At 41.1% G+C, this 13,308-nt stretch carries 15 protein-coding genes; all 15 read right to left on the reverse strand.

Annotated features, from left to right (window positions below):
• Nucleotides 1–11: 11 nt before the first annotated feature.
• Nucleotides 12–869, reverse strand: a complete 858-nt coding sequence (fliP, locus tag DWW33_RS02310; RefSeq protein WP_117841165.1) for a flagellar type III secretion system pore protein FliP — start codon at nucleotides 867–869, stop codon at nucleotides 12–14.
• On the reverse strand, nucleotides 862–1,260 hold the full coding sequence (locus tag DWW33_RS02315; protein WP_022243299.1) for a flagellar biosynthetic protein FliO: 399 nt from the start codon (nucleotides 1,258–1,260) through the stop codon (nucleotides 862–864). The genes fliP and DWW33_RS02315 overlap by 8 nt, the downstream gene beginning before the upstream one ends.
• Before the next feature lies 1 nt (nucleotide 1,261).
• Nucleotides 1,262–1,624, reverse strand: a complete 363-nt coding sequence (locus tag DWW33_RS02320; RefSeq protein ID WP_117699050.1) for a response regulator — start codon at nucleotides 1,622–1,624, stop codon at nucleotides 1,262–1,264.
• 20 nt (nucleotides 1,625–1,644) lie between these two features.
• On the reverse strand, nucleotides 1,645–2,799 hold the full coding sequence (fliY, locus tag DWW33_RS02325) for a flagellar motor switch phosphatase FliY (protein ID WP_118638757.1): 1,155 nt from the start codon (nucleotides 2,797–2,799) through the stop codon (nucleotides 1,645–1,647).
• A 3-nt stretch (nucleotides 2,800–2,802) separates the two neighbouring features.
• Nucleotides 2,803–3,783, reverse strand: a complete 981-nt coding sequence (gene fliM / locus DWW33_RS02330) for a flagellar motor switch protein FliM (RefSeq protein ID WP_117699052.1) — start codon at nucleotides 3,781–3,783, stop codon at nucleotides 2,803–2,805.
• A gap of 42 nt (nucleotides 3,784–3,825) precedes the next feature.
• Complete coding sequence (locus DWW33_RS02335; protein ID WP_117699053.1) at nucleotides 3,826–4,338, reverse strand: flagellar basal body-associated FliL family protein; 513 nt, start codon at nucleotides 4,336–4,338, stop codon at nucleotides 3,826–3,828.
• Nucleotides 4,339–4,349: 11 nt separating this feature from the next.
• A complete protein-coding gene (locus tag DWW33_RS02340) occupies nucleotides 4,350–5,183 on the reverse strand; it encodes an OmpA/MotB family protein (protein ID WP_118638758.1) in 834 nt (277 codons plus the stop codon).
• Complete coding sequence (locus tag DWW33_RS02345) at nucleotides 5,183–5,983, reverse strand: motility protein A (protein ID WP_117841168.1); 801 nt, start codon at nucleotides 5,981–5,983, stop codon at nucleotides 5,183–5,185. Before DWW33_RS02345 ends, DWW33_RS02340 begins: the two co-directional genes overlap by 1 nt.
• 254 nt (nucleotides 5,984–6,237) lie before the next feature.
• Entirely contained in the window at nucleotides 6,238–7,944 is a 1,707-nt protein-coding gene (locus tag DWW33_RS02350) for a flagellar hook protein FlgE (RefSeq protein WP_118638759.1), read from the reverse strand.
• A gap of 81 nt (nucleotides 7,945–8,025) precedes the next feature.
• Entirely contained in the window at nucleotides 8,026–8,424 is a 399-nt protein-coding gene (locus DWW33_RS02355) for a TIGR02530 family flagellar biosynthesis protein (RefSeq protein ID WP_022243307.1), read from the reverse strand.
• Nucleotides 8,425–8,454: 30 nt separating this feature from the next.
• Complete coding sequence (locus DWW33_RS02360) at nucleotides 8,455–9,177, reverse strand: flagellar hook capping FlgD N-terminal domain-containing protein (protein ID WP_118638760.1); 723 nt, start codon at nucleotides 9,175–9,177, stop codon at nucleotides 8,455–8,457.
• Nucleotides 9,178–9,190: 13 nt separating this feature from the next.
• Entirely contained in the window at nucleotides 9,191–10,666 is a 1,476-nt protein-coding gene (locus DWW33_RS02365) for a flagellar hook-length control protein FliK (RefSeq protein ID WP_118638761.1), read from the reverse strand.
• A gap of 35 nt (nucleotides 10,667–10,701) precedes the next feature.
• Entirely contained in the window at nucleotides 10,702–11,526 is an 825-nt protein-coding gene (locus DWW33_RS02370; RefSeq protein WP_118057402.1) for a MotE family protein, read from the reverse strand.
• 15 nt (nucleotides 11,527–11,541) lie between these two features.
• Entirely contained in the window at nucleotides 11,542–11,988 is a 447-nt protein-coding gene (fliJ, locus tag DWW33_RS02375) for a flagellar export protein FliJ (RefSeq protein ID WP_117698273.1), read from the reverse strand.
• Nucleotides 11,989–11,997: 9 nt separating this feature from the next.
• A complete protein-coding gene (gene fliI, locus DWW33_RS02380; protein WP_117698274.1) occupies nucleotides 11,998–13,305 on the reverse strand; it encodes a flagellar protein export ATPase FliI in 1,308 nt (435 codons plus the stop codon).
• Nucleotides 13,306–13,308: the final 3 nt, after the last annotated feature.

The raw sequence follows: 13,308 nt of genomic DNA on the forward strand, positions 1-13,308 counted from the left end.
CACCTCTTTCATCAGTAAAATGTCTCTACCAGTTCCCTGATAACAAGATTCCATCCATCAGCAAGCACAAACAGCAGAATCTTAAACGGAAGAGAAATCGTAGTTGGCGGAAGCATCATCATACCCATCGACATAAGGACAGATGCTACTACCATGTCAATTACAATAAACGGAATATATATAACAAATCCAATAATAAATGCCTGTCTCAGCTCACTTAAAATAAAGCTCGGAATCAGCACAGTATTGGATATATCATCCTGTGTCTCATAAGTCACGCCGGCAATGTCACAAAATGTATTGATATCCTTTGCCTGTGTCTGTTTAAACATAAATTCACGGATTGGCTCCATTCCTGCCTCAAAGGCCTGTTCCTGCGTGATTTCACCGGCATCCAGCGGTTTCAATGCATTTTCATTAATCTGTGAGAAAACCGGGTTCATAATAAACAGGGTAAGGAACAACGCCAGTCCAATCAACACCTGATTTGGCGGAACAGTCTGCGTTCCAATTGCTGCTCTTACAAAATGAAGCACAATAATAATTCTGGTAAAGGAAGTCAGCATAATAAGAATAGATGGTGCTAACGCAATTACAGTCAGTACCAGAAAAATCCGAACTGTCCCGGATAAATTTCCCTCTCCATTATTAATATTAACAGAAAGTCCATTATTACCAGAGGATGCTGTTCCATCTGGACCATTGCCATTTTCAGTTGACTGATTACTATTACTGCTGTCAGTTACCCCAGGTATATTTACAGATGCCGCATACGCTTTCTGTGGTACAAATGCCACCAGTGTAACAACAACTGCAATAACCGCAAATATAAAAGATACCAGACAGTATTTCTTCTTAAAATTACTCATCCTTATGCCTGCTCTTCGGTAAATGTTCTTTGAACTGTTTCATAATGTTAGAGAAACTTTCTCCTGTATTCTGATATTTCACCGTATCTTCCAGCGAAACATCATTTAACTGTTCCCTTGTAAGCTGTGCTAACATCGTCACTTCATCTTTTCCGATTCCGATTACGAGATAGGTCTCTCCCACCTCTATAATCTGAATATACTTATTTGTAGTGAGTTTCATAGTCTCCACTACCCGCATATTCTTCTGAAAATTATGTTGCTTCTGATATCCGGCAATCCATTTTGTTACATAATATGTAATTGCAAGCACAAAAACAAATATCAGCAATACACCTATCAATTGGAAAAAGCTTTGTACACCCGATGTTCTGCTACTCAGTAATATCATATTAACCCACTACTTTTTTTACTGCTTCAAGAACACGTTCTGCCTGAAATGGTTTTACAATAAAATCCTTTGCACCAGACTGGATTGCTTCAATAACCATTGCCTGCTGGCCCATTGCAGAACACATAATTACACATGCACTTGCATCTGCTTCTTTAATCTTTTTTAATGCCTGAATTCCGTCCATCTCCGGCATGGTAATATCCATCAGTACCAGGTCTGGATGTACTTCATTATATTTTTCGATTGCCTTTACTCCATTTTCTGCTTCTCCGGCAACTGTATATCCATTTTTGGTAAGGATATCCTTAATCATCATTCTCATAAAAGCTGCATCATCACAAATTAAAATACTCTTTGCCATATTAGTTATCTCCTTGCTAATTATTTAATAATCTCTGTAATTCTTACACCAAAGCTTTCTTCAATTACAACTACTTCACCTTTTGCAACGTACTTTCCATTTACCAGTACATCAATTGGTTCTCCAGCAATCTTATTCAATTCAATGATTGTTCCCGGAGCAAAATCCAATATATCATGAATGGATTTACTGGTTCTTCCCAGTTCCACGGTTACTTCCAATGGTACATCCATAATAAGATCAATATTTTCCTTTGGAAATACCCCATTCATATCTCCAGTAAAATTTTGGAACTGAGCCGGCTGTACATTTACCTGCTGGTTTGCATACATTGCCGACATATCTACAGGTTGTCCCATCATTGGCTGCCCCATCATCGGCTGTCCCATCATTGGCTGCTGATTTATCATTGGCTGAGGCTGTGGTGCTGGCTGGCTTGCCTGTGGTTGTGGTGCAGGAGCCGGTGCCGGCTGTGGTGTTGCTTCCTGTATTGGTTCATTTCTACCTGTCATGGTCTCCGTAATACTTTTACACATCTCTCTCGCAAAAGATACCGGATACAGCTGCATGATTTCACTGTCCACAAGATCACCAATTTCCATTTTAAAAGAGATTTTCACAAATGGCTGTGTCAGGAAATCATCAATTGCTCCCTCATCAATATTTCCTGTCAGATCAATCAGATCTGCAACAGGCGGGCTGATATCAATCTTTTTATTCAGCATGGATGATAATGATGTAGCTGCAGAACCCATCATCTGATTCATTGCTTCACTGATTGCGCTTAAATGAAGCTCTCCCAGTTCCACGTCTGTATTGGTTCCGTCTCCTCCCATCATAAGATCTGTAATGACCTTAACATCATGCTCCTTTAATATCAGGATATTGCTTCCATCCAATCCAACAGTGAATCCGATTCGTATAAATACACACGGACGCTCATACGCCTTTACCACGTCGTCCCAGTTTGCCATGGTAACAACCGGTGTGGATATTTCCACTTTACGGTTCACCAGCGAAAACAATGTCGTTGCTGCGGTACCCATACTGATATTAGCAATTTCACCGATTGTGTCTTTTTCTGAATCACTCAGCTGTCCATCTGCCGTATCTGATGATGCACCCGGATTATTTAGCAGGGCATTGATTTCTTCTTGCGATAGTACTCCATCCATCACTTACTGCTCCTCTCTAATTACTGACATTACTCTTACTGCATAGTCATCACCCGAAGCTCCCGGCAATGCAGTAAACTTACGAATGTTTCCAACGTAAACATCCAGCTCCTGGTCCACTTTCGTGTCCAATCTAACTATATCACCCACCTGTAAATTCATGAAGTCGTTTACCGATATGGTGCTGTTACCTAAAATTGCTTTTACAGGTATCGGTGCTTTTGAAATCAAAGTTTCAATTGCTTCCGTATAACGCTGTTCATCTTTTTCCTGCATGGTAGAATACCAGTATTTTGTATTCAACTTGTCCATAACAGGTTCCAAAGTAAGATACGGAAGGCAGATATTCATCAGACCTTCAACATCTCCTATTTTTACATTAATTGTAACAATTGCAATCATTTCACTCGGAGAAATAATCTGAGCAAACTGCGAATTTGTTTCAATACGTTCCAGTCTTGGATGTAAATCCACAACATTTTCCCACGGTTCCCGGAGCAGGTCGACGCAGACTCCCATAATTCTTTCTATAATCAGCAACTCTATTTCTGAAAAGTCACGGACTTTCGCTAATGGTTCTCCGCTTCCACCAAGCATACGATCCACCATGGCATATGCAAGATTTGAAGCAATCTCCAGAATAACCGAACCTTTCAATGGAGAAAAATTAACAATACCAAGAACCACCGGATTAGAAAGTGCATTTGAAAACTCAGAATAGGTAACTGCTTCAGAGTTCATCACCTCAACCTGAATATTTTTTCTTAGATAAACCGGAAGATTTGTGGATATCAGTCTGCCATAATGTTCAAACACAATCTCCAGTGTTCTTAAGTGTTCTTTTGAAAACTTGGAAGGTCTGGCGAAATCATAATTCTTAATCTGCTTCTCGCCATTGTCCTTCATTTCTTCTACATCCAGCTCGCCGCTGCTCAATGCCTGAAGCAGGTTATCTATCTCATTCTGAGATAAAACTTCGCTCACGGACTCTCACCACCTTATATTTCATGCTTACTATTTTTAATCCTATACTACAGTTACTTCCGAGAAGTTGACTGCAATGATAAAATCTGAACCAAACTGCTTCTGTAGTTCTGCCAGTATAGCGTCTTTAACCGCCTGCCGATCCGCATTAAATTCATCCATTGTATAGGTATTAATTACGCTATTAATGGTATCTTTTAAAATTGTTTCACGATCAGCCATATCTTCGCCATAGGTTTTATATCCATCGTTCTTGCTGTCCATGGAAATGGATGCTGTAAGCTTTACATAATGAGTTTCGCCATCTGCACCTGTTTTTAAATTGATTGTCATGGCATCTTCAATTTTATAGGTCACAATCTGGTCCATTGGAATGCTGGCAGACTCAGTTCCATCCCCACTCTCCAGCTCCAGATCAATTGCACTGCATACCTTGTTTACCAGCTCATTGGATTTCTTTGTTTGCGGCAGGATTGTTATTGTAAGTATTCCTGTCAAAATCAGGTTCACCAGAACCAGTGCCAAAATAAGCACTGACATAAGGTTCTTCTTCATCTCATTTCCTCCTATTCTGTAGTGCCGCCGGAATTATATGAATTATATACCTTAATTTCAACACGACGGTTTCTTGCTCTGCCTTCCTCTGTAGTATTATCTGCTACAGGAACATATTCCCCTCTTCCTGAGGATTTAATCAGTGCCGGATTCAATGTGGTATTATCCCGGATAAAATCCGCCACAGAAAGTGCCCGGTACATGGACAGTACATTATTGTTTTCATATTTTGACGAATGGATTGGCACATTGTCGGTATGTCCTTCAATTTCAATCACATTGCTGTCATAGTTTTCCAGGATAGTTCCTATTTTAGCAATCAGCGGCTGGGCATCTTCCCGGATATTTGCCTTTGCCGAATCAAATAATATTGCTCCATTTAATGTAAGTTTTACATACTCGGCATTAAAATCTACTTCCACCTGATTCTGTAATCCACCCGCCTCTATCTGCTGCTCGATTTGTTCTGCCATTTGTTCTGATTCCGCCAATGCCTGTTCTTTATACTGCTCTGCTACATCTGTCTCAGTCTCAGTCTCTTCTGTTTTGCCACCCTGGGAATCCCCATCCTCTCCTGAGGACGTTTCAAAAAAAACATCAATATTCGGCAACTGGCTGATTCCGTTGCCCACCATTTCTCCCTCGCCAATACTCATACTGCCTGCCGGCATAATACTTAAGCTGCTCTGCAGCGAGGCTATCACCATCTGAAACTTCTCTGCATCAACGGTAGACATGGAAAAAAGCAACACGAAAAAGCACAGCAACAGATTCATCAAATCACTAAAGGTGGTTATCCAGCCAGCCGCCGGCTTTGCTTCCGGTTCCCGCTTCTTTCTCGCCATTATTCTTCACCTCCGGCTTCATCTTGTGCATTATAAGCCTCTCTTGCCTGTGGTGACAGGAATGATTTCAGTTTTTCTTCTATTACACGAGGGTTTTCTCCTGCCTGAATAGACAAAAGTCCCTCAACGGTAACCTCTTTCATTATAATTTCTCTGGCATTATTATCTGACATCTTTGATGCAATCGGATTACAGATCCAGTTAGATATCAGCGAACCATACAATGTTGTAATCAGGGCAACTGCCATATTAGGTCCGATGGAAGATGCATCCTGTAAATCCTTCAACATATTAATCAGACCAATCAGGGTACCAATCATACCCCAAGCCGGAGCTAATTCTCCCCACTTTTCCCAGAAGCCGATTACTTTCTTATGCCGGTCCTCAATGCAGCCCAAATCTGTTTCCAGAATTCCACGCACCAGTTCCGGGTCAGTTCCATCTACTACCAGCATAACTCCTTTTTTCAGAAAGTCATCATCAATATCATTCGCTGCTTCTTCCAATGCAAGAAGCCCCTCTTTTCTGGCAATATTTGAAAGATTAATGATATTTCCAATAATCTCACTCGGGTCATTCTTATGTAACTTAAAAGCATTTCCCGCTGACTTAAAGCCATTAATGAAATCTGCCATACTGTTACATGCCAGAACACCAGCAATAGATCCTCCAATCGTAATAACAGCGGATGGGAAGTCCATATATGTATTCCATATTGCCGATACACCTGCACTTTGAATAATTCCAAATAAAACCATTGCAAGTCCCATCAAGGTACCAATAAGTGATGCTATATCCAATTTATCCACCTACATTTCTATAAAATTATGGGAACACCATTCTTTTGAAAATGGTCCTTGTTACCCACCTTTTTGTATTTTCATTTTCATTTCTATATAATCTTACTAAACTTTCAGCAAAATGTCTACTTTTTTTACAATTATTTTAGAAACAATTCCATTTTCTATTATACCATATATAGGGGAACTATCAAATATAGTCCCCCTATATGTACTGTTTTTATATTATTTTTCGCTATATCTGACTATTTTTATTATCGTTTCAGATTAATCAACTCCTCAAGAAGCGTATCGGATGTAGTAATTACTCTTGAGTTTGCCTGGAAACCTCTCTGCGTGGTAATCATCTCGGTAAATTCAGAAGCCAGGTCTACGTTGGACATTTCCAGTTCTCCGGAATTCATGGTACTTCCGTTTGAAGTAATTTCGACACCAATTCCATCAAATTCACCGGAGTTTAAAGTAGTACGGTAGCAGTTATCTCCTACTTTTTCAAGTCCGGCTGCATTTGCAAAGCGGGCAGATGCAATCTGGCCCAAAAGAACAGTATTACCATTATCGTAAGAACCGTAAATTTTACCATTGGTATCTACATATACACCGGTTAATGCTCCAAGCTTCTTACCTGTTCCGGTTGTTCCATCAATTGCTCCCGCATCCATTCCAACAGTAGATGTTCCACCATTATTAGAATTCTTACACTGTGTAAAATCAATGGAAATATTTTCAAACTGGTCGCCTAACTGTTTCATGTTCAATGTGACTGAGCCGTTAGTGCTGTCACCCACGGAAACAAATTTACCTTTTCCAGTACCAGTATCAAACTTCAGTTCGTAATTTACTGCTGTTGCTTCAATAGTAGGTGGATTGCCATCAGTAATGCTGTTGATGGTTGCACCAGGCTGTAACCCGGTATAAATATCAGAAAGTGATACGTCCGTTACTGCTTCGTATCCTTTTACTACACCACCGGCTGAAGTAATTGCACGATATACTTTGCTGTCATACTGTCCGGTAGCGGCATTCTGTGTTGTATTGATATAGTACATTTCACCACTGCTGTTACGGAACTGATGATATGTATTTCCGCCAAAGGAATTAGATGCTCCAGTATCTGTCCACTCTGTACTGATTGCATTGTAAGCAGTCTGTGCATTAGTAATTCCACCGCTGGCATTTGCTCCGAATACATCAGAAAGATTTCCACCATTTGCCAAAAACTCCTCTAAGATATTCTTATTGGAAGAATCATAAATAGCACTCAACTCAACGGTATAAGTTCCGGCATCGGTATCTACACCTTTGACTGCAAATTTTGCGGTATAGGAATATCCCAATGCATCGAAGAAATTCAAATTCATGGCATATCCACTTTCACTGGTTATTTCTGTACTGTTTTTATCTACAATACCACCACAAACTGCATTCGTTGTTGCTTCTGCCGGAGAAGTAAGATTGCTTTCCTGCATGATACGAAGTGCAGATACCTGGTCTTTTTTAATCTGTCCGGTGGTCGGGTCTACCTGCCATCCCATAACATTGTATCCGGTAGATGTCATGGCAAGATTTCCTGAGCCATCGATATAGAAAGAACCTGCTCTGGTAAAAAGATTTTCAGTACCGTTGCTTACAACAAAGAAACTTGTTGTATTACCCTTATCTGTAATTCTTAAGTCAAATGCTTTTCCGGTTGTCTGGGCTGCCCCACCGGAAGTAATGTCGATGGAAGTAGAACCTGTTGTTACACCAAGACCAATCTGCTTGGCATTAATTCCACCGGTTCCGGTTGTTGCATTTGCTCCGGATGCACCAGAAATTGTCTGATACATAATCTCGCTGAATGTTACACTGGACTCTTTAAATGCCACGGTATTTACATTGGCAATATTGTTACCGATAACGTCCATCTTTGTCTGATGTGTCTTAAGTCCTGACACAGCAGAATACATTGATCTCATCATAATGAAATGACCTCCTAAATTTGATGTCTGACGCAGAACCCATCTGTCAGTCAGGGTTCTCACAGCCTCCATAAGGTCCGGCTATGCTATTACTGCACCATCAATATTTGTAAAAACATTATTTTCTGATTCATTCTGGTCCATTGCTGTTACAACTGTCCTGCTCGGTACATTTACAATGAATGCCAGCGAATCAACTACTACTAAGGATTCTTTGATTCCTTTCTTCTCAGCCATCTCCACACCCGCTTCCAAACGTTCACTCTGCTGGTCTGAAAGACTGATATTCCGGGTAGACAACCGCATGCTTGCATGCTTCGAAAATTTCACTTCGGAAACATCTGCTGCTTTTTGCTTTTCTTTTAATACCTCCGCAAAAGAAGCTCCCTGCTCCGGCTGCGTTTTATTACTCTTCGAAGGATTGAGATACTGGTCTGCTACCTGTTCAATGGAAGTGAATTGATTTGCTATCTTATTCATGCTTTCATCTCCCTAATAACCTTCCGTGGTTTACTCTGCTTTCCCTGTTTCTTCTGTATCTTTTTTGTCTTCTGTACCACCGTTACCTTCTGTCTTATCACCGTTTTCTCCGGCAGCAGCCTGTAACTGTTTCATTTTCTCTTCCAGTTTTACAAGTTTATCGATATCACTCTGTTTAATGAATGACTTCTGATAACTGGTCATGCTGTCATATGCTTTCCGAAGGTTAGTCAGTGTACCTGCATTATCCAGTGTAAGTTCATCTGCTGAAGGTAATGATGCAATTGCAAGTGAAAATGATTTTGCAAGGCTGATTGCATCCATATAACTGTCGTCCATAACAGAATATAAATCGTCAATGGAGTAAAGGTTGTTATTTACCATAAGATAAGTCTTATTGTTCTCATGGATTACACTGTCTACTGTTCCGGTAACATCGGATGTCTCGCCTGTTGCAGAAGATGTAACACGAAGTACTACCTGTTTTCCCACCAGTGAATTTGCTTCCATCTCCTGTAAGGATGCCTGCATATTCTGAGTTTCCTCTAACTGTGAGAATGTTGCCAGCTGTGAAATATACTCTGTATTATCTGTTGGTTCCAATGGATCCTGATATTTCATCTGTGCTACTAACAGTTGTAAAAACGCATCTTTATCCAGACTACCTCCTGATTTTTTGGAAGTAGAGGATGAGGAATTTGATTCTGCACTGGTATCCACAACCTCGCCATTTTTTATAAGCTGTATTATCATTTTGTGCTCCTTTCTACGCTGTTACATCCATGGTATTTCCATGGTCTTTCATAATCTGGGCTGCCAATGCTTCTTCTTCATTCATAAGCCCGGATAACTCGTCCAATTCTCCACGGAACAATCTTCTTCCGGCTGTTCTTCCAGATTCTTCTCTCTGACTGCCCTGCTGTTCTTCTCCAGATGCATTCTGCTCTAAGTTCCGTTCAAATTCATGACTTGCTATTGTAACTTCGACTGCATCTACTTTGATTCCCTGCTGGTTTAAACTGGTTCGAAGGTCTGCAATCTGTGCTTCCAAAGCGGTCTTTACTGTTTCACTGCTTACTGCCAGTTCTGCAGTTATATTTCCTTCTTTGGTTGCTGCAATGTGTAAATATACTTTTCCAAGATTTTCCGGATTCAGCTGCATCTCAATGGATGAATTTTCTGAGGAGAGATTCACTTTTGCGAATTCTGTAATCTGATTCATAATATCCTGCACATCAATGGTTGTACGGGATGCCACCTTATTTACCTCTTCCGGTGCTACAGTCTGCTGTTCTGCTCTTACCTGAAATTCCATATTCTGCGCATGTTCATTTACACTGCTCTCTTTCGTTTTCTGTGACTGGGCTGCTGGCTCGCCCATTTCACCGGACGCATCCTCTGATACATTGTTTTCAGTCTGTGCATCCTCTGACGCATTCACCTGAATTACCGGCGCTGCATCTTCTGCCTCTTCTTCCGGCTGTACATTCTGTGCTTCTTCTGTAGTATGGGTCATCTGAACTGTAGCTGCCATTACTGTTGTATCCTGTGAAGTAATTGTCGCATCAGTCTGTGGAGCCATTTCCTGTACGCCGCCATCTGCCATATCCACTGTTTCGTTAAAATCCACTGTCAGTTCTGCCAACTGATTCTGTAATGCTACCCACTCATCCCTAGAAATTCCAAGTGTCTCACTTAAGTTCTGAACCAACGCATCTGTATTCTGCATAATATTTGTGAATTCTTCACTCATAAGCAGTGAACAGGCATCCTCAGTTCCTGTCAGTTGTGTCACAAGCTGTGAAAGGCTTGCCGGGTTCAGCAAATCCATCCACTGCAATCCCAGTATAGACATAGCATCTTCTACCTGCTCATCCGAAACGCCAAGTTCATCTTTCAGAATTTCTTTTACACCAGTTTCAAATGCATCCTTTGTGTCTTCCAGCTGATTCTGCAGTTCTTCCACTTTCTGTGTAGGAGAATTCTCCTTTACATTCAGTTTCTTTGTGCTGTCTGCTACAGCTGCCGGCTGTGTGGTTGTTGCTGCAGGTTCTTTTCCTACCGGATTTTCACTGGTAAGCTGCTGGTTTCCATAACCGGATGTTTTCTGTTCCATCACAGAAGCAAAGCTTGCCTGTGCAGTTGCACATAACCCTTTTTCCACAGTGCCCGTCACTTTGGAAAGTCCTGTGTCTAAAGTTCCAGGGGTTGATACCATTCCCGAAATCTTTGCACTCGTCATGTATTCTTCCTCCTTTCTTCTTTATTCAATTTTATTTATTCTGAAGGATTCATGATTTCTGTCACCTTTGCGGCTGTATCAGAATTCATTTTCCCTAGAATATCAGCTCTTGATTGCGCATCCATATTTTCCAATATCTGTGCCACCAGATTCAGATTATCTGTCATGGTGTCAAATATGGCTGCTGCTTCCTTCGGTTTCATCTGGGAATAGCCCTTAACATAATCAGATATCTTACTGTCTGTCTGCTGCTGTTCCACTACCTGTTTATACAAAAGTTCCGCATTATCCGGATCAATACTCTCATAATATTCCTTATATTGTTCTATATCGGGTGCCTGGTCCGAAAAAACAACCTCATTATAAAATTTTTCTTTTTCTTCTTCAAAAGCAGCCTCATTTGCTTCATATTCTTTCAGCTTCTGGGACTGTGCTTCCAAATCCGCGATATAGGCACTGTTTTCACTGCTCCCCTGCTGTGCCTGTGCCAGTTCCTGCTCCAGTTCTTTTATGTAAGCCACCGCTTCATCCATATTCTTATATGGATAATCCTCTTCCGTAGAAAGATCGTCCTCAGAGTCCGGTAAAATCCGGTTGACATACGGAATATCTTTTAATAGTGGACGCATTACCGTAGAGCCAAATCCTCCAACATCCCATTTAATCAGCAGTGCCAATATTGCCAGCCATACAATAATGATGACCAATGTTACCAGAGCAACTGCCAGTTTTGAAGAACTGCCTTCCTCTTCTTCTGTATTTTCCAAATCAGTTTCCATGTTCTTTGCAGCCTTTTTTTCTGCCTTCTTTCTTGCCTTCTCCGCTTTCTTTGCTGCTTTCTTATCCATTTCTTCTGCCATCGTTACACCACCTGTCTATTTTTTCGGTCTGCCATAGCTATAGCTTACCAGTTCGTCTACTACCTTGTTATCTTCCTGCGCCAGTTGTTGTTTGAAATCTTCAAAATCTTTTTCCCGTAGTTTTTCCTGCGTCTTTCGCTCTTTCATAACTTCTTCCAGTTTCTGCCTGGCGGCTTCCACATTTTTCTCTGCTACCTGCACCTGCATCATCTGTCTTCGAATCAACACCTTCATGCTTTCAATTGCCTGTCTGCATTTTTTTATTTCCAGCAAATCTATTTTGCCTTCAACCAACTCTTTTGCCCGGTTATCATATGCATTCTTCCGCTCAAAGAGTTTTAAAAGCTTTGCCTCTTCTTCCCGGAGTGCTGCATTTGCCTGGCTGTATGCAATCTTTGCCTGACTTTCCAGTTTTAATTTAATATCTAAAATATTCTGCATTCGGTAAATAAATTTTGCCATATCTCATTCCTACTTGAATACATCTTCCAACAATGTCAATTCTTCTTCAAATGTAAATTTTTCATCAGTCCTCTGACACAGAAACTCATTGACCGCTTTTATCTTAGAAACCGCATAATCAATTTCTTCATTGGAGCCGCTCTTATAAGCGCCAATATTAATCAAATCTTCTGCTTCCTGATAGGTTGCCAGTACATTTTTCAGCTTTCCTGCCACCGCCTTATGCTCCGCCGAAACAATGGAACTCATTACACGGGAAATACTCTGCAAAATATCGATTGCCGGATAATGATTCTTATGTCCTAATTTTCTGGATAACACAATATGTCCATCCAGAATACTTCTTGCTGTATCGGTAATCGGCTCATTAAAATCGTCACCGTCTACCAGCACCGTATAAAGTCCGGTAATAGAACCTCTTTCTGCTGTTCCTGCCCGCTCTAATAATTTCGGCATTTCCGAATACACGCTTGGTGGATATCCACGGGTAACCGGTGGTTCCCCGGTAGCAAGTCCGATTTCTCTTTGTGCCATGGAGAATCGGGTCAGTGAATCCATCATCAGCAGTACATCTTTTCCCTGATCCCTGAAATATTCCGCTACAGCTGTTGCAGTTTTGGCTGCTTTATTACGAATCAATGCCGGTTTATCTGAAGTTGCCACAATTACCACCGAACGGCGCATACCTTCTTCGCCAAGGTCCCGTTCAATAAATTCTCTCACCTCTCTGCCCCGCTCTCCAATCAGGGCAATTACATTGATATCCGCTTTGGTATTTCTTGCAAACATACCAAGCAGGGTACTCTTACCAACTCCGGAACCCGCAAAAATTCCAATACGCTGTCCCTTTCCAATGGTAATTAATCCATCCACTGCTTTAACTCCCAGTGGTAATACCTCACTGATGATTTCACGCTTCATCGGATCTGGTGGCGGGGCTTCAATCGGATATTCCTTATCGGTATGAATCTCATCCACATCTGTCGGTCGTCCAATTCCATCCAGAATATGGCCTAAAACCTCATCTCCCACCAAAACAGACAAAGGATGTCCCGTATTTGCTACGATACATCCAACACCCAGACCTTCAATACTGTCAAAAGGCATCAATAACAGCCGGTTATCCTTAAAACCGACTACCTCTGCCATGACATATTCTTTTTGCTCTCTATCCCGATATATTTTACACAAGTCATTCAGTTTTGCTTCCGGTCCGATAGATTCAATGGTAAGACCTACTACCTTAGACACTCTTCCAAGGCAGGTATAATATGTCTTATCCGAAAGTAACTGATATTTTTCCAAATCACATGTCACTCT

The organism is Roseburia sp. AF15-21 (genome assembly GCF_003479505.1).
In the GTDB taxonomy this organism is placed as follows: domain Bacteria; phylum Bacillota; class Clostridia; order Lachnospirales; family Lachnospiraceae; genus Roseburia_C; species Roseburia_C amylophila.

Coding starts and splice junctions, on each gene's coding strand:
- DWW33_RS02365 (WP_118638761.1), bottom strand. CDS start 10,666: ATGACGAGTGCAAAGATTTCGGGAATGGTATCAACCCCTGGAACTTTA.
- fliP (WP_117841165.1), bottom strand. CDS start 869: ATGAGTAATTTTAAGAAGAAATACTGTCTGGTATCTTTTATATTTGCG.
- fliY (WP_118638757.1), bottom strand. CDS start 2,799: ATGGATGGAGTACTATCGCAAGAAGAAATCAATGCCCTGCTAAATAAT.
- DWW33_RS02335 (WP_117699053.1), bottom strand. CDS start 4,338: ATGAAGAAGAACCTTATGTCAGTGCTTATTTTGGCACTGGTTCTGGTG.
- fliJ (WP_117698273.1), bottom strand. CDS start 11,988: ATGGCAAAATTTATTTACCGAATGCAGAATATTTTAGATATTAAATTA.
- DWW33_RS02320 (WP_117699050.1), bottom strand. CDS start 1,624: ATGGCAAAGAGTATTTTAATTTGTGATGATGCAGCTTTTATGAGAATG.
- DWW33_RS02370 (WP_118057402.1), bottom strand. CDS start 11,526: ATGGCAGAAGAAATGGATAAGAAAGCAGCAAAGAAAGCGGAGAAGGCA.
- DWW33_RS02355 (WP_022243307.1), bottom strand. CDS start 8,424: ATGAATAAGATAGCAAATCAATTCACTTCCATTGAACAGGTAGCAGAC.
- DWW33_RS02315 (WP_022243299.1), bottom strand. CDS start 1,260: ATGATATTACTGAGTAGCAGAACATCGGGTGTACAAAGCTTTTTCCAA.
- DWW33_RS02340 (WP_118638758.1), bottom strand. CDS start 5,183: ATGGCGAGAAAGAAGCGGGAACCGGAAGCAAAGCCGGCGGCTGGCTGG.
- DWW33_RS02360 (WP_118638760.1), bottom strand. CDS start 9,177: ATGATAATACAGCTTATAAAAAATGGCGAGGTTGTGGATACCAGTGCA.
- DWW33_RS02350 (WP_118638759.1), bottom strand. CDS start 7,944: ATGATGAGATCAATGTATTCTGCTGTGTCAGGACTTAAGACACATCAG.